This window comes from Variovorax sp. AC103 (assembly GCF_979254005.1).
Genome location: NZ_CEEDFC010000021.1, coordinates 64,776 through 79,735 on the forward strand (window position 1 = coordinate 64,776; position 14,960 = coordinate 79,735).

Consider the following 14,960-nt stretch of genomic DNA (forward strand, 5'->3'; position numbering starts at 1 on the left):
AAACACATAACGAAGGAGACCATGAAAACCGCCCACCACCCTCGCCGTACCCGGTTCCCCGCCCTGGCCCTGATCGCGGCCAGCACCGCGCTGTCGCTCGGCATGCCCGCCGCGCAGGCGCAGGACAAGCCCGTGCAACTCAAGCTGTCGAGCTGGGTGCCCGCGCAGCACCCGCTCAACCCCGCGCTGCAGGCGTGGGCCGACGACATCAAGAAGGAATCGGGCGGGACGATCACCGCCATCCTGTTCCCGTCGGAGCAGCTCGGCAAGGCCTTCGACCACTACGACATGGCGCGCGACGGCATCGCCGACTTCGCCTACATCAACCCGGGCTACCAGCCGGGCCGCTTCCCGGTGATGGCGGGCGCCTCGCTGCCCTTCCTGTTCGCCAACGGCAAGGAAGGCTCGGCCGCCATCGACGCCTGGTACCGCAACTACGCGGCCAAGGAAATGAAGGACGTGAAGTACTGCTTCGCGTTCGTGCACGACCCCGGCACCTTCCACGCGCGCAAGAAGATCACCGTGCCCACCGACATCAAGGGCATGAAGGTGCGCCCGGCCACCAGCACGGTGGGCCAGCTCATCACCTCGCTGGGCGGCACCAACGTGCAGGCCTCGGCGCCCGAGTCGCGCGACATGCTGGAGCGCGGCGTGGCCGACGCCATCACCTTCCCGTGGGGCTCCATCGGCCTGTTCGGCATCGACAAGGTGGTGAAGTACCACATGGACGCGCCGCTGTACGTCACGCCTTTCGTGTGGGCGATGAACAAGGGCAAGTACGACGCCATGTCCGTCGCGCAGAAGAAGGTCATCGACGACCACTGCACCAGCGAATGGGCGCAGAAGGTGGCCGGGCCGTGGGCCGACTTCGAGTTCGCGGGGCACGCCAAGATGGCCGCGCTGCCGGGCCACGAGATCTACAAGCTCACGCCGGAGCAGCTCGACGCATGGCGCAAGGCGGCCGCACCGTCGGAAGCGCAGTGGGCCGACAGCGTGAAGAAGGTCGGCGAAGACCCGAAGGCCGTGATGGACGCGCTGAAGGCCAGCCTCGTCAAGTACAAGTCCGCGCTGTGACTCGGAGTCCGTATTGCCAGGGGGCCGCCGCGCACGGCCGCCCGAAGCGGCCGGCCCGCCCCCCGGCAGGGGGGAAGGAGAAGCGACACGAAGTGCGCGAAGCCTGGGGGGCGAGCCAATGAAGCGAAGCGTCATGGACCGCGCGATCAACACGATCGAATGGCTCGCCGCCATCTTCGTGGGGATCGTCGCGCTCAACATCTTCGCGGCCGTGGTGCTGCGCAAGTTCTTCGACGCTTCCATCCCCGACGCCTACGACTTCGGACGCATGCTGCTGGGCATCCTGATCTTCTGGGGCATCGCGGCCACCAGCTACCGCGGCGGCCACATCACCGTCGACCTCGTGTGGACCGCAGCGGGCCCGCGCATGAAGCGCGTCATCGATGTCTTCGCCACGCTGGTGCTGCTGTTCGTGGTGGCGGTGCAGACCGCCATGCTGTTCGACAAGGTGCGCGGCACCTACGTCGACAACGTGCAGACCTACGACCTGAACATTCCGACCTGGCCCTTTTATGCCGTGGCCTGGGCCGGCGACGTGTGCGCGGTGCTGCTCATCGCCATTCGCACGTACCGGCTGATCTTTCATCCCGAACAACTCGAAGAAGTTCACGCAGAACAGAAGGCGGACGAATGAGCCCGGATGCAGTGGCAGTGCTGGGCTTTGTCGCCCTGTTCGTATTGATGTTGTTGCGCGTGCCCGTGGGCATGGCAATGGGCCTGGTGGGCGTGGTCGGCTACAGCTACCTCGTCGGGCCCGGGCCTGCGCTGAAGCTGGTGGGCCAGACCTCCATGCGCACCGTGACCGACTACACCTTCGGCGTGATCCCGATGTTCATGCTCATGGGGGCGCTGGTGTCGGTGTCCGGCGTGAGCCGGGAACTCTTCAAGGCCGCCAACTCCATGATCGGCCACCTGCGCGGTGGCCTGGGCGTGGCCACGGTCATCGCGTGCGGCGGTTTCGCGGCCATCTGCGGCTCGTCGGTGGCCACGGCCGCCACGTTCTCGGCGGTGGCGTACCCGGAGATGCGGCGCTTCAACTATCCGCAGTCGTTCTCCACCGGCGTGATTGCCGCGGGCGGCACGCTGGGCGCCATCCTTCCGCCCTCGACCGTTCTCGCGGTCTACGCCATCCTCACGCAGCAAGACATCGGCAAGCTCTTCATGGCGGGCATCGTGCCGGGCATCCTGGCCATGGCGATGTACGTGATGACCATCGCGATCATCGTCAAGCTGCGGCCCGACTGGCTGCCCGGCGGCGAGGTCAAGCCGTGGCCGGAACGCATCAAGGACCTGAAGAACGTGTGGGCGCCGCTGGTGCTGTTCGTGTTCGTCATCGGCGGCCTGTACGGCGGCTTCTTCACGCCCACCGAGGCGGGCGGCGTGGGCGCGAGCGGCGCGTTCATCCTCGGGCTGGTGCGACGCAAACTCGACGGGCCGAAGATCCGCGAGGCGCTGCTGTCGGCCACGCGCACGGCGGCGGCGGTGTTCACCGTGCTGATCGGCGCGCTGCTGTTCGGCTACTTCCTCACCATCACGCAAAGCCCGCAGAAGCTGACCGAGATACTCACCGGCCTGGGCATCGGGCGCTACGGCGTGCTGGCGCTCATCATGCTCATGTACCTGGTGCTGGGCTGCCTGATGGATGCGATGGCGATGATCATCCTCACGGTGCCCATCATCTACCCGGTGATCGTGCACCTGGGGTTCGACCCCATCTGGTTCGGCGTGATCATCGTGATGACGGTGGAGCTGGGGCTCATCCATCCGCCGGTGGGAATGAACGTGTTCGTCATCAAGAGCGTGGTGAAAGACGTGAGCTTCACCACCATCTTCAAGGGCGTGCTGCCGTTCATCGTGACCGACATCGTGCGCCTGGTGATCCTGATCGCCTTCCCCATCATTGCCTTGTGGCTGCCGACGAAAATGGGCTGATGAGCACCATCAAAGAAATCACCTACACCGCGCGCGTCGAGTTCGGCGACTGCGACCCCGCCGGCATCGTCTGGTTTCCCAACTTCTTCCGCTGGATCGATGCGGCCTCGCGTCACTTCTTTGCCGAGTGCGGCGTGCCGCGCTGGGAAGAGACGACCGAGACGCTGGGCGTGATCGGCACGCCGCTGGTGGACACGCACACGCGCTTCGTGAAGACGGCGAGCTACGGCGACACGCTGCAGATTGCGGTGCGCATCACCGAGTGGCGCGACAAGAGCTTCGTGCAGGCCTACCGGGTGACGCGGGGCGAGGACCTGATCCTCGAATGCGAAGAGGTGCGCATCTTCGGGGCCAAGCGCGAAGGCGGCGGAATTCGGGCGGTGGCGATTCCGCCTTCGATCCGCGCGCTCTGCGAATAGGGGCCGGTCAGCGCGGCTGGGCCTGCAACCTGGCGAGCAGGCCGTCGACGCCCAGGTCGATCAGGTCGAAGACTTCGACGAAGTCTTTCTGGCCGCCGTACCAGGGATCGGACACATCGCCCTCGACGCCGTGCGCAAACTCGGTGAACAGATGGATCTTGTGCTCCGTTCCCGCCGGCGCGAGCCTGCGCAACGCGGCGCAGTGCTGGGCCGTCATGCCGATGATCAGGTCGAAATGCTGGAAGTCGGCCTTGCGCACCTGACGCGCAGCGTGGGCATGCATCTCGATGCCACGGCGCCTGGCCTCGGCCACCGAGCGCCGGTCGGGCGGGTTGCCGCGCTCTTCGTCGGAGATGGCGGCGCTGTCGACTTCGATGGGGAAGCCTGCGGCTCGGGCCTTGTGCAGGAGCAAGGTGTGGGCTGTGGGGGAACGACAAATATTGCCGGTGCAGACGAACAGAACTGCCATTTTTTTGTGCGAAGAAGACTTGAAAGATTTTCAACAAGGGTCTGGAGCAAGCTGAAACGATGCACCTCGCTCCAACGGAATCCATCGCGTGCGCGTGCGTTCCTGCCGCGCTGAATGATGCCTGAGCACTTGTCATGGACAGCGGCCCTGCGCGCAGGCCACACCACATCGCGACGCTACGATGGACCCATGCCCCTTCATCAAGCTCGACACATCACCGCCATGCTCTGTGCCACCGTCCTGCTGGCGGCCTGCGCCACGCCTTCCGGTGGCGACAAGACTGCGGCGCAGCCACCGACGCGCGTGGCAGACCGCGACGCCAATCGACCTGGGCGCACACCTGAAAACCTGGCGCCCACCCTCTCGCCGGCCCAGGCATTGGCATCCGGGACGCAGGGCGCGCGCGTGCGCTGGAGCGGTGGCATCAATGCCATCGATGCGCAAGAAGGCGGGCGCCAGTGCTTCACCCTGCTGCACGCCACTTTCGATGCGCTGGGCGTGCTGCAGTGGCCCGGGGACGCGCAGCAGTTCATCGCCTGTGGCGCGGGGCCCTACGACCGGGCGCTCGTGACCCAGTTCAGTCTGGTGACCTTCGACGGCCGCGTGGCCGGGCAGCAAGTTCTGGCGGGCAAGCCGGTCCCCGTGATCGAGATCGAGGCGCTGTTCAGGCACTCGGACTGTGTGCAGGGCAGCGAGAAAAGCCCCGAGTGCTACGCGGGCTACCTCCAACCGCAGAAGCAATGACGGCTCGACCCTCGGTCTCCCGCGCCGACAGCCTCAGAGCCGGTGCTATTGACCGGTGCTATTCTTCGCGCCGACCTCACTCCAGGTACTCCAGATGCGGCTTCTTCCCCTGGTCATGACGGTGCTGGTGATGTCGAGCGCGGTGTCCGCGGCCGAAGAATCCGCCACGACAACGACGCTCTACAAATCCACCGGCCCCGATGGAAGGACGATCTACAGCGACCTCCCGCCGACGCATGCGCGCGACGCCAAGACCTTGACGTTCAAGAACCTGCCGGCGAGCGCCTTGTCCGCTGAAACCCTCGCGTATGTCGAGCAATTGCGCAAGTCGGCGAACGCACGGGCCTCTGCCCCACCGCCCCGCGACACCGTGCTTTTTTCCACCAAGTGGTGCGGCTACTGCCGCCAGGCGAAGTCGTACCTGGCCGCCAAACAGATCGGCTATCGGGAGATCGACATCGACACGGCGGATGGAAAACTGGCTTATGTCCAACTGGGCGGCAACAGCGGCGTGCCGCAGTTGTTCGTGAATGGTCGAGGCGTCACTGGCTTCACCGCTGCCGCCTACGACGCCGTCTTCTAGGCGCGCAGATAGAGAACGGAACGGTTGGCAAGACGGGCGACGCCAACGCCCCTGTCCACATCGCGGGAAACCATCCCAGGAGTTGACTCGCCCTGTGCCGCAGTGCAACAATTGGCAATCTTCATTTCGGAGCCTCGTGCGTGGACAGTGCCAGTTGGATCAGTGACAAGACGCGTGCCTCGGCAGGCGTGACACCCCAGGCTCTCTAGCGCAGGCTTCCCCGCGCTGTGTGGCCCTGGTGCACGCAGCGTGACCCTCTTGCCCTTCGCGGCAAGCGGTTCTCCCCTTCCGAATTTCATCGTTCTCGTCACTGACTTTTTCAGTCAGCTTGCGTGCGTCCGTGCGCGAGGTTCCTTCAACGCGAAGGAGCCTTGCCATGCGTCACTTTCATCTTCGTCGTCAGCCTCACGAACAACTCGTTCGCGCCTCGGCACACGTGCCGAACGGTGCGCCCGCGGCTGCGACAGAGGCACCGGCCGTCGATGCCGCGCTGGACCAGGCCGCGGCGCTGTGGACCACGCGGCGCATCCGCAACTTCCTGGTTCTCCAGCCCGCCCACGGCACGCGCCGCTGAGCCTGTCCGCGCACCTCTCTTTCCCGATCAGCACAGCACAGGAGCACAACGTGGACCCCGCCTCTCATTGGCGCCGTAGCGCGCCCCCTTCGCTTCGATCGATTGCAACCACGCGGCCCGCCGCCGTGCTTCGCAAGGGGTTGACCACCGCGCGTTGACGCCCGGAGGTTCTCCCCGGGCGGGCGGCGGCCGCCCCGAAGGAGAACCCCATGAAAAAGAACGTCCTGAAGTCTTTCTTCGAAAGCTTCCTGCGCAGCCGCCACATGCTGCATCACTTCGAGCGCTGGCAATCGATGCTGGGCTCGAAACCGGTCGCCGGCGGCTCGCTGCAGATGCCGCCCGACATCGCGAAGGCACTGAACACCGCCTCTCGCACCGACGCCGGCGAAATGCTGCTCCGCCTCGACAGCTCGCCGCGCGGCCTCAGCGAAGGCCACGCCCAGGTGCTGCGCAAGCGCCTCGGCAGCAACGAGGTGCGCCACGAGCAGCCCCTGCCCTGGTGGCAGCACCTGTGGCAGTGCTACCGCAACCCGTTCAACCTGCTGTTGACGGTGCTGGCATTGGTTTCGTACGTCACCGAGGACATGAAGGCCACGCTCGTGATCGGCAGCATGGTGGTGCTGTCGACCGTGCTGCGCTTCCTGCAGGAGTCGCGCTCCAACAAGGCGGCCGACCGGCTCAAGGCCATGGTGAGCAACACCTCCACGGTGCTGCGGCCCGCGCCCGGCCAGAAGCCGGGTGCCCCAGGCGACGAGGGCTTCGACACCACGCACACCGGCTCGGTGCGCGTCGAGGTGCCGATGCGCGACCTGGTGCCGGGCGACGTCATCGCGCTCTCGGCCGGCGACATGATCCCGGCCGACTGCCGCCTGCTCACCGCCAAGGACTTGTTCATCAGCCAGTCGGCGCTGACGGGCGAGGCCATGCCGGTCGAGAAGTTCGTGGCGGACCGCGGCGAACACGACGCCGGCGTGCTCGAGCGCGAGAACCTGCTCTTCATGGGCACCAACGTGATCAGCGGCACGGCCAGCGCGCTCATCGTGCACACGGGAGACCGCACCTTCTTCGGTGCGCTGGCCCAGCGCGTGACGGCCACCGACCGCGGCACCAGCGCGTTCCAGGCCGGCATCAACCGCGTGAGCTGGGTGCTGATCCGCTTCATGCTGGTGATGGCGCCGCTGGTGCTGGTGATCAACGGCGTGGCCAAGGGCGACTGGTGGGAAGCGGCGCTGTTCGCGCTGTCGATCGCGGTGGGCCTCACGCCCGAGATGCTGCCGATGATCGTGACGGCCACGCTGGCCAAGGGCGCGGTCGTGCTGTCGCGCCAGAAGGTGATCGTGAAGCGGCTGGAGGCGATTCACAACTTCGGCGCGATGGACGTGCTGTGCACCGACAAGACCGGCACGCTGACGCAGGACCGCATCGTGCTCGAGCGCCACACCAACGCCTGGGGCGAAGACTCCGACCATGTGCTGCAGTTCGCCTACCTCAACAGCTTTCACCAGACAGGGCTGAAGAACCTGCTCGACAAGGCGGTGCTGAGCCATGCCGAGATGCAGCTCGAGACGCGCCTGCAGACGGCCTACCGCAAGATCGACGAGGTGCCCTTCGACTTCTCGCGCCGCCGCATGTCGGTGGTGGTCGCGAACGGCGGCAGCGAGCACCTGCTGATCTGCAAGGGCGCACTGGAGGAGATCCTGTCGGTGTGCACATCGGTCGAGCGCGGCGCCGAGGTGCTGGCGCTCGATGCCGAAGTGCTCGCGCGCATCCACCGCGTGGCGTCGGAACTCAACGCGATGGGCCTGCGCGTGGTGGCCGTGGCCAGCCGCGCGCTGAAGACCGAGGCGCAAAAGCCCGCCTACGGCGTGGCCGACGAGTCGGGACTCACGCTGCTGGGCTACGTGGCCTTTCTCGACCCGCCGAAGGAGTCGACCGCGCCGGCATTGCGCGCGCTGGCGGAGCACGGCGTGGCGGTGAAGGTGCTGACGGGCGACAACGAACTGGTCACGCGCAAGGTGTGCGCCGACGTGGGCCTGGCGGTGGGGCGCATCGTGCTCGGGCGCGAGATCGAGGACATGGCCGACGCCGACCTGGCGCTGGTGGTCGAAGCGCACAAGGTGTTCGCCAAGCTCACGCCCGCGCACAAGGAGCGCATCGTGCACGCGCTGCATGCCAACGGCCATGTGGTGGGCTTCATGGGCGACGGCATCAACGACGCACCGGCGCTGCGCGCGGCGGACATCGGCATCTCGGTGGACGGCGCGGTGGACGTGGCGAAGGAGTCGGCGGACATCATCCTGCTGGAGAAGAGCCTGATGGTGCTGGAGCAGGGCGTGATCCAGGGGCGGCGCACCTTCGCGAACATGCTCAAGTACATCAAGCTCACGGCGAGCTCGAACTTCGGCAACGTGTTCTCGGTGCTGGTGGCCAGCGCGTTCCTTCCGTTCCTGCCGATGCTGCCGCTGCACCTGCTGGTGCAGAACCTGCTGTACGACGTGTCGCAGATCGCGATTCCGTTCGACAACGTGGACGACGAGTTCCTGAAGAGCCCGCAGCGCTGGAACCCGGCGGACCTGGGGCGCTTCATGGTGTTCTTCGGGCCGCTGAGCTCTGTGTTCGACATCCTGACGTTCACGGTGATGTGGCACGTGTTCGCGGCCAACACGGTCGGGCACCAGACGCTGTTCCAGTCGGGCTGGTTCGTCGAGGGACTGCTGTCGCAAACGCTCGTCGTGCACCTGATCCGCACGCGCAAGATCCCGTTCCTGCAAAGCCGCGCGGCGTGGCCGCTGCTGATCATGGGCGGGGCCATTGCGGCCGTGGGCATCTGGCTGCCGATGGGGCCGCTGGCGCACTACTTCAAGCTGGAGGCGCTGCCGCTGATGTACTTCCCCTGGCTGGTTGCGATGCTCGTTGGCTATGCGGTGCTGACCCAGGCTGTGAAGGGGTGGTATGCGCGGCGGTACGGGTGGCAGTGACGATGTGACGCTCTTTGTTCAGGGCGGTCCTGTGACACGCACATGACACCCAAGCTCGCAAACTGACGGGCACCCGATACCGGACGAACCGCCGACGGCCGACCGCCGTCGCACATCGAAGACACAAGAACAAGCAAGGAAGCCATCGATGCAAGCCATCCAGAACATCAACCTGCTTTCGCTGCTGGACACCTTCGTGAGCGTGTCTGCCGCCTTCATCCTCGGCTCGCTGATCGGCCTGGAGCGCCAGATCCGCCAGCGCACCGCGGGCCTGCGCACCAACACGCTGGTGGCCGTGGGCGCCGCGGTGTTCGTCGACATGGCCAACCGGCTCGACGGCAGCGGCGGCGCGGTGCGCGTGGTGGCCTACGTGGTGTCGGGCATCGGCTTCCTGGGCGCGGGCGCGATCATGAAGGAAGGCGCCAACGTCACGGGGTTGAACACGGCGGCCACGTTGTGGGGGTCGGCGGCCGTGGGCGCCTGCGCGGGCGCGGACCTGCTCGGCGAAGCATTGATTGCGGCGCTGTTCGTGCTGGCCAGCAACACGCTGCTGCGGCCCGTGGTGAACCGCATCAACCGCCAGCCGATCAGCGAGGAAGCGAGCGAAGCCACGTACGTGGTGCGCGTGATCTGCTCGCGCGCGGCCCGGCCCGAGGTGATGGACCAGTTGCTGCTGTTGCTGGAGGCCGCGAACTACCCGGTGCGCGATGTCGACCAGCACCCGTTCGGGCCGGCCGACACCGAGATCGGTGCGACGCTGTATGCGACAGCGGTCGAGCCCGCGGAGCTCGACCGTGTCATTGAAGATCTCGAAAGCCTCGACGGCGTGCAGCAGGCGTTCTGGAATGCCACCGCCGAGGAGTGAGTGAACCCGAACCCAGCGTGAGCCGGTTCAGACACCCATGATCGACACGGCCTTGGTGTTCAGGTAGGCCTCGAGCGCTTCCGGGCCGCCTTCCGAGCCGTAGCCCGAATCCTTCACGCCGCCGAAAGGCATTTCCGGCGAAGGCGTGGCGGGCTGGTTGATCCACAGCATGCCCAGCTCGAGCTTCTGGCTCAGCAGGTGCGCGTTCTTGATCGACTTGGTGAAGGCGTAGCCGGCCAGGCCGAAGGGCAGGCGGTTGGCTTCGGCAATCGCTTCTTCGAGGGTGTCGAAACCGCGGATGGCGGCGATGGGGCCGAAGGGTTCGTTGTTGAACACGTCGGCGTCCAGCGGCACGTCGGTCAGCACGGTGGGGGCGAAGAAGTTGCCGGTATCGCCAATGCGTTCGCCGCCGGCCGCCACGGTGGCGCCCTTCTTGCGCGCGTCGTCCAGCACATGGGCCATGGCCGTCAGGCGGCGGGCGTTGGCCAGCGGGCCGATGGTCGTGCCTTCGGCCAGGCCGTCGCCGAGCTTCAGGCCTTCGGTGTACTTCACCAGCGTGCGGGCGAACTCTTCGCGCAGGCTGTTGTGCACCAGGAAGCGGGTCGGCGAGATGCAGACCTGGCCCGCGTTGCGGAACTTGGCGGCGCCGGCGGCCTTGACGGCCAGCGCCACGTCAGCGTCCTCGGCCACGATCACCGGTGCGTGGCCGCCCAGTTCCATCGTCACGCGCTTCATGTGCGAGCCGGCCAGTGCGGCCAGCTGCTTGCCGACCGGGGTCGAGCCTGTGAAGGTGACCTTGCGGATGATCGGATGGGCGATCAGGTAGTTAGAGATTTCAGCCGGGTTGCCGAACACCAGGCCCACGGTGCCGGGCGGAATGCCGGCGTCGACGAAGGCCTGCAGCAGCGCGGCGGGCGACGCCGGGGTTTCTTCAGGCGCCTTCACCAGGAACGAGCAGCCCGTGGCCAGTGCGGCGCCGAGCTTGCGCACGATCTGGTTGATCGGGAAGTTCCACGGCGTGAACGCGGCGACGGGGCCCAGCGGCTCCTTCAGCACGAGTTGCTGCGCGGCCAGGTTGCGCGAGGGCACGATGCGGCCGTAGACGCGGCGGCCTTCGTCGGCGAACCATTCGATGATGTCGGCGGCAGCCAGGGTTTCGCCCTTGGCTTCGGCCAGCGGCTTGCCTTGCTCTTGCGTCAGCAGCTTGGCAATGTCGCCGGCGCGTTCGCGGATCAGGCCGGCGGCGCGGCGCATGACGGCGGCGCGCTCGTTGGCGGGGGTGTTGCGCCACTTGTCGAAGCCGCGCTGGGCGGCGGCCAGGGCACGGTCGAGGTCGGCGATGCTGGCATGCGCCACTTTGCCGATGACCTTGCCGGTGGCGGGGTTCACGACGTCCAGCGTCTTGCCGCCGGTGGCGTCGACCCATTCGTTGTCGATCAGCAGGCGGGTGTCGGTGTAGGAGGCGGTCATGCGAATTTTTCCTTCGAGGACTGGGGGATGAAAAAAGGGGAATCTGGGTCTGCGGTGCGGCACCCGGCAGGGCGCGCTGGCGACAACGGCGGCAAAGACGGCCCCGGGGCCGCCGGGTGCATAGATTAACCCGAGTTCACGACGCTCGCCCGGCAGGGGCCAAGCCCCCCTGTCGCCTACAGGATCAGCAACGCGCGGAAGTCGTTGACGTTGGTGTGCGTCGGCCCGGTCACGAAAAGGTCGCCCACGGCGTCGAAATAGCCGTACGCGTCGTTGCGGTCGAGGTGGTCCGACAGCTTGCGGCCCGCCGCGGTGGCGCGTACCAGCGTGTCGGGCGTGACGAAGGCGCCGGCGTTGTCCTCCACGCCGTCGATGCCGTCGGTGTCCGCCGCCAGTGCCCACACCTGCGGCTGGCGCATGAGGGCCCCCGCCAGCCCCATGCAGAACTCGCCGGCCCGTCCACCCCGGCCCTTGGCCTGGCCGGGCTGGCGCGGACGAATGGTGACCGTGGTCTCGCCGCCCGAAAGAATCACGCAGGGGCGCGCGAAGGGCTCGCCGCGGTGCGCCACGGCGCGCGCCAGCGCGGCATGCACCTTGCCGACTTCGCGCGACTCGCCTTCGATCTCGTCGCTGAGGATGTGCGCCTCGACACCGGCTTCGCGCGCGGCCTTGGCGGCCGCTTCCAGCGACTGCTGGGGCGTGGCGATCATGTGCGTCTCATGGCCTTCGAACACCGCGTCGCCCGGCTTGGGCGTTTCGAGTTCGCCGCTTGCCAGTCGGGCGCGCACCGGCGCGGGCACCTCGATGGCGTAGCGGTCGAGGATGGCGAGCGCATCGGTGCAGGTGGTGGCGTCGGGCACTGTCGGGCCGCTGGCGATGACGGCGGCGTCGTCGCCCGGCACGTCGCTGATGGTCAGCGTCACCACGCGCGCCGGTGCGCAGGCCGCGGCCAGCCGGCCGCCCTTGATGCGCGACAGGTGCTTGCGCACGCAGTTCATCTCGCCGATGCCGGCGCCGCTGTCGAGCAGTTGCTTGTTGATGCGCTGCTTGTCGGCCAGCGTCAGGCCTTCGGCCGGCAGCACCAGCAGCGAGGAGCCGCCGCCGGAGATCAGGCACAGCACGAGGTCGTCGGCCGTCAGGCCCTGCGTGAGCGCCAGCATGCGCTCGGCGGCCTGCTGCCCCGCCGCGTCGGGCACCGGGTGCGCGGCCTCGACGATCTCGATGCGCTGCGGCACGCCTTCAGGGCGCGGCGGAATGTGTTCGTACCGGGTGACGACGAGCCCCGACAGCGGGGCATCGGCCGGCCACAGCGCTTCGAGCGCCTGCACCATCGAACCGCCCGCCTTGCCTGCACCCAGCACCAGCGTGCGGCCCTTGCGCGGGTCCGGCGGCGGCGGCAGGTGGGCGCCCAGGGTGGACAGCGGCAGCGCGCGGTCCACCGCCACGCGGTAGAGATGTTCGAGAAAAGCGCGCGGCGCTTCGCGCGGATCGGGGGCGGTGCGGAAGGATGGTGTCGGTGCGGTCATCTGCTTTGTCTCCAGTCCGGCGATTGTGCTGCGGACCTTGACCCGCCCCCGCCGGTCTGCTTGTGTCGTGTCTAGTTGGTTTTTGCGCCGGCCTGGAACCAGCGGCTGATGAGCGCGCGCTCTTCGTCGGTGATGCCCGTGGCGTTGTTCATCGGCATGATCTTCGTGACCACCACCTGCTGGTAGATCGCCTGCGCATGCGCGGCCACCTGCTCGGGCGAGTCGACGCGCACGTTCTTCATCTGCACGGCCGGGCCGTGGCACATGAAGCAGCGCTGTTCGAGCACCTTCTGCACCTGCGAGAACGGCACCGCGGGTGCCGCGGCAGATGCCACCGGCGCCGCCACCGGCTCGGGCTTCATCCACACGATGGTCAGGCCCAGCACCACGATGCCGACCAGCGCATAAGGCAGCGGGTTGCCGGCATTGCCCAGCTTGAAGCGGTGGCGCACCACGAAGAACTGGCGAATGGCCGCGCCGCCGAGCATGATCAGCAGCAGCACGATCCAGTTGTACTTGTGCGTGTACGTGAAGCTGTAGTGGTTGCTCAGCATCGCGAACAGCACCGGCAGCGTGAAGTAGGTGTTGTGCACGCTGCGTTGCTTGCCGCGCTGGCCGTGCACCGGGTCGACCGGGCGGCCTTCGCGCAGCGCCTGTACGTTCTTGCGCTGGCCGGGAATGATCCAGAAGAACACGTTGCCGCTCATGGTCGTGGCCATCATGGCGCCCACCAGCAGGAAGGCCGCGCGGCCCGCGAACCACTGGCAGGCCAGCCAGGTCGCGAAGACGATGAACAGGGCGATCAGCACGCCGACGATGGTGTCGCCGTTCTTGCGGCGCCCAAAGACCTGGCAGATGCCGTCGTACACCATCCAGAACACCACGAAGAAGGCCAGCGCCACGGCAATGGCGGCGCCGGGTTGCCAGTCCATCTTGGACTTGTCGATCAGGTAGGTGCTCGCGTTCCACAGGTACGACATGGTGAACAGCGAGAACCCGGTGATCCAGGTGCTGTAGCTTTCCCAGTACGACCAGTGCAGGTGGTCCGGCAGCTTCTTGGGCGCCAGCGCGTACTTCTGCATGTTATAGAAGCCGCCGCCGTGCACGGCCCATTGCTCGCCGCCCACGCCCTTGTCGAGCGATTCGGGGTCCTGCGGCTTCTCGAGGCTGTTGTCCAGCATCACGAAGTAGAAGGAGGCGCCGATCCATGCGATGGCGGTGATGACGTGGACCCAGCGCAGCAGCAGGTTCGCCCAGTCGAGGTAGTAGCTTTCCATGTGCTCTCTCTCAACCCAGCCGGCGCGTGGGGGCGCCGGTAAGGGGTTTCAGCCTGCTCACCACCGCGGGCACTGTAAGCAGAGAAAGTGCCGCGAACGCAGGCTCCATGAAATGGGCCTCGCTCCGCTGCGGCTTGTTGTGGACCGAAAGTGTATACAGTTTTGGCAAGGGACGGGTGGGTTTTTAAAAGCGTCGCCGCCGGGAAAACCCTGTTCAACCGAGCGATTGCAACAACTGTGCCGCCACCGCCACGGCGATCACCTCGGGCTCCTTGCCGGTGATGCCCGGCACGCCGATCGGGCAGGTGATGCGGGCCAGTTCATCGGCACCGAACCCACGCGCTTCGAGCCGGTGGCTGAAGGTGGCCCACTTCGTCTTGCTGCCGATCAGGCCGATGTACGGCAGGTCGTTGCGCTCGCGCAGGCGCTTCAGGCAGGCGATGACGATGTCGAGGTCTTCGGCATGGCTGAAGCTCATGATCAGCACGCGGCTGCCCGGTGCCAGCGCGGCGACGGAGTCTTGCACGGGCTCGGAATGCTCGGTGTCGATCTGCGCGGGGAGTTCGTCGGGGAACACGCCGTCGCGGCTGTCGATCCAGCGCACCGCGAACGGCAGCGCGGCCAGCAGGCGCGCCAGCGCGGCACCCACGTGGCCGCCGCCGAACAGCGCCACGGGCCGGAGCTGCGCGACCAGCTCGCGCTGCAGCGCCGGCGCATCGGATGCGGTGATGCGCTGGTAAGAAAGGAACATCACGCCGCCGCAGCACTGCCCCAGGCTCGGGCCGAGCGGGTAGCGCTGGATGCCGTCGAACGGGGCGCGCGTGCCGGCCAGCAGGTCGCGCGCTTCCTTGGTGGCCTGGAACTCGAGCTGCCCGCCGCCGATGGTGGCCGTGAGGCCGTCGGCCCACACCGCCATCCAGGTGCCGGCCTCGCGCGGCGCCGAGCCCTGGGTGGACTCGACGCGTACCAGCACCGCGTCTTCATGGCGAAGACGCGCAAGCAACTGGTCGACTGCGCCACTCATGAGCGATACCTTCGGTTGCCCGGGC

Annotated in this window: 14 protein-coding genes; 9 read left to right on the forward strand and 5 right to left on the reverse strand. The window is 67.1% G+C overall.

Features of this window, described 5'->3' with window-relative positions; genetic code table 11:
* Nucleotides 1-21: 21 nt before the first annotated feature.
* The 4 genes from AC0IYU_RS25975 (at nt 22) to AC0IYU_RS25990 (ending at nt 3,425) form a co-directional block, all read left to right on the forward strand.
* Entirely contained in the window at nt 22-1,074 is a 1,053-nt protein-coding gene (locus AC0IYU_RS25975; protein ID WP_472122889.1) for a TRAP transporter substrate-binding protein, read from the forward strand.
* A gap of 133 nt (nt 1,075-1,207) precedes the next feature.
* Nucleotides 1,208-1,708, forward strand: coding sequence for a TRAP transporter small permease (locus tag AC0IYU_RS25980; protein ID WP_472122892.1), 501 nt, complete (start codon nt 1,208-1,210; stop codon nt 1,706-1,708).
* A complete protein-coding gene (locus AC0IYU_RS25985; protein ID WP_435439504.1) occupies nt 1,705-3,006 on the forward strand; it encodes a TRAP transporter large permease in 1,302 nt (433 codons plus the stop codon). The genes AC0IYU_RS25980 and AC0IYU_RS25985 overlap by 4 nt, the downstream gene beginning before the upstream one ends.
* Nucleotides 3,006-3,425: an acyl-CoA thioesterase gene (locus tag AC0IYU_RS25990; RefSeq protein WP_472122894.1), complete on the forward strand. Its 420-nt coding sequence runs from the start codon at nt 3,006-3,008 to the stop codon at nt 3,423-3,425. The genes AC0IYU_RS25985 and AC0IYU_RS25990 overlap by 1 nt, the downstream gene beginning before the upstream one ends.
* A gap of 7 nt (nt 3,426-3,432) precedes the next feature.
* Here AC0IYU_RS25990 and AC0IYU_RS25995 read toward each other — a convergent pair whose 3' ends face one another.
* The gene (locus tag AC0IYU_RS25995) at nt 3,433-3,894 is read right to left on the reverse strand and encodes a low molecular weight protein-tyrosine-phosphatase (protein WP_472122897.1); all 462 of its coding nucleotides are present in this window, start codon (nt 3,892-3,894) and stop codon (nt 3,433-3,435) included.
* A gap of 189 nt (nt 3,895-4,083) precedes the next feature.
* Between AC0IYU_RS25995 and AC0IYU_RS26000 the strand changes: the two genes are divergently transcribed.
* The 5 genes from AC0IYU_RS26000 to AC0IYU_RS26020 all read left to right on the forward strand — a co-directional run bounded on the left by AC0IYU_RS26000 (nt 4,084) and on the right by AC0IYU_RS26020 (nt 9,638).
* Nucleotides 4,084-4,638, forward strand: coding sequence for a Slp family lipoprotein (locus AC0IYU_RS26000; protein ID WP_472122900.1), 555 nt, complete (start codon nt 4,084-4,086; stop codon nt 4,636-4,638).
* Between the two features lie 94 nt (nt 4,639-4,732).
* On the forward strand, nt 4,733-5,221 hold the full coding sequence (locus AC0IYU_RS26005) for a glutaredoxin domain-containing protein (protein ID WP_472122902.1): 489 nt from the start codon (nt 4,733-4,735) through the stop codon (nt 5,219-5,221).
* 376 nt (nt 5,222-5,597) lie between these two features.
* The gene (locus tag AC0IYU_RS26010; protein ID WP_472122905.1) at nt 5,598-5,795 is read left to right on the forward strand and encodes a hypothetical protein; all 198 of its coding nucleotides are present in this window, start codon (nt 5,598-5,600) and stop codon (nt 5,793-5,795) included.
* Between the two features lie 209 nt (nt 5,796-6,004).
* Nucleotides 6,005-8,773 carry a magnesium-translocating P-type ATPase gene (mgtA, locus tag AC0IYU_RS26015; protein WP_472122908.1) on the forward strand — a complete coding sequence of 923 codons (2,769 nt, stop codon included), beginning with the start codon at nt 6,005-6,007 and terminating at the stop codon, nt 8,771-8,773.
* Between the two features lie 148 nt (nt 8,774-8,921).
* A complete protein-coding gene (locus AC0IYU_RS26020; protein WP_472122911.1) occupies nt 8,922-9,638 on the forward strand; it encodes an MgtC/SapB family protein in 717 nt (238 codons plus the stop codon).
* A 27-nt stretch (nt 9,639-9,665) separates the two neighbouring features.
* Here the strand turns inward: AC0IYU_RS26020 and AC0IYU_RS26025 are convergent, their stop codons facing one another.
* The 4 genes from AC0IYU_RS26025 to xdhC form a co-directional block, all read right to left on the reverse strand.
* Nucleotides 9,666-11,108 carry an NAD-dependent succinate-semialdehyde dehydrogenase gene (locus AC0IYU_RS26025; protein WP_435439494.1) on the reverse strand — a complete coding sequence of 481 codons (1,443 nt, stop codon included), beginning with the start codon at nt 11,106-11,108 and terminating at the stop codon, nt 9,666-9,668.
* A 176-nt stretch (nt 11,109-11,284) separates the two neighbouring features.
* On the reverse strand, nt 11,285-12,634 hold the full coding sequence (locus tag AC0IYU_RS26030) for a glycerate kinase type-2 family protein (protein ID WP_472122914.1): 1,350 nt from the start codon (nt 12,632-12,634) through the stop codon (nt 11,285-11,287).
* Nucleotides 12,635-12,705: 71 nt separating this feature from the next.
* Complete coding sequence (locus AC0IYU_RS26035; RefSeq protein ID WP_472122916.1) at nt 12,706-13,911, reverse strand: urate hydroxylase PuuD; 1,206 nt, start codon at nt 13,909-13,911, stop codon at nt 12,706-12,708.
* A gap of 214 nt (nt 13,912-14,125) precedes the next feature.
* Nucleotides 14,126-14,935, reverse strand: coding sequence for a xanthine dehydrogenase accessory protein XdhC (gene xdhC / locus AC0IYU_RS26040; protein WP_472122919.1), 810 nt, complete (start codon nt 14,933-14,935; stop codon nt 14,126-14,128).
* Nucleotides 14,936-14,960 lie beyond the last annotated feature (25 nt).

What these genes read in the sequence shown, in the direction of transcription:
- AC0IYU_RS26020 (WP_472122911.1), top strand. Translation starts at nt 8,922, where the DNA reads ATGCAAGCCATCCAGAACATCAACCTGCTTTCGCTGCTGGACACCTTC.
- AC0IYU_RS26035 (WP_472122916.1), bottom strand. Translation starts at nt 13,911, where the DNA reads ATGGAAAGCTACTACCTCGACTGGGCGAACCTGCTGCTGCGCTGGGTC.
- AC0IYU_RS26030 (WP_472122914.1), bottom strand. Translation starts at nt 12,634, where the DNA reads ATGACCGCACCGACACCATCCTTCCGCACCGCCCCCGATCCGCGCGAA.
- AC0IYU_RS25975 (WP_472122889.1), top strand. Translation starts at nt 22, where the DNA reads ATGAAAACCGCCCACCACCCTCGCCGTACCCGGTTCCCCGCCCTGGCC.
- AC0IYU_RS26005 (WP_472122902.1), top strand. Translation starts at nt 4,733, where the DNA reads ATGCGGCTTCTTCCCCTGGTCATGACGGTGCTGGTGATGTCGAGCGCG.
- AC0IYU_RS25995 (WP_472122897.1), bottom strand. Translation starts at nt 3,894, where the DNA reads ATGGCAGTTCTGTTCGTCTGCACCGGCAATATTTGTCGTTCCCCCACA.
- xdhC (WP_472122919.1), bottom strand. Translation starts at nt 14,935, where the DNA reads ATGAGTGGCGCAGTCGACCAGTTGCTTGCGCGTCTTCGCCATGAAGAC.
- AC0IYU_RS26025 (WP_435439494.1), bottom strand. Translation starts at nt 11,108, where the DNA reads ATGACCGCCTCCTACACCGACACCCGCCTGCTGATCGACAACGAATGG.
- AC0IYU_RS26010 (WP_472122905.1), top strand. Translation starts at nt 5,598, where the DNA reads ATGCGTCACTTTCATCTTCGTCGTCAGCCTCACGAACAACTCGTTCGC.
- mgtA (WP_472122908.1), top strand. Translation starts at nt 6,005, where the DNA reads ATGAAAAAGAACGTCCTGAAGTCTTTCTTCGAAAGCTTCCTGCGCAGC.
- AC0IYU_RS25980 (WP_472122892.1), top strand. Translation starts at nt 1,208, where the DNA reads ATGGACCGCGCGATCAACACGATCGAATGGCTCGCCGCCATCTTCGTG.
- AC0IYU_RS26000 (WP_472122900.1), top strand. Translation starts at nt 4,084, where the DNA reads ATGCCCCTTCATCAAGCTCGACACATCACCGCCATGCTCTGTGCCACC.
- AC0IYU_RS25985 (WP_435439504.1), top strand. Translation starts at nt 1,705, where the DNA reads ATGAGCCCGGATGCAGTGGCAGTGCTGGGCTTTGTCGCCCTGTTCGTA.
- AC0IYU_RS25990 (WP_472122894.1), top strand. Translation starts at nt 3,006, where the DNA reads ATGAGCACCATCAAAGAAATCACCTACACCGCGCGCGTCGAGTTCGGC.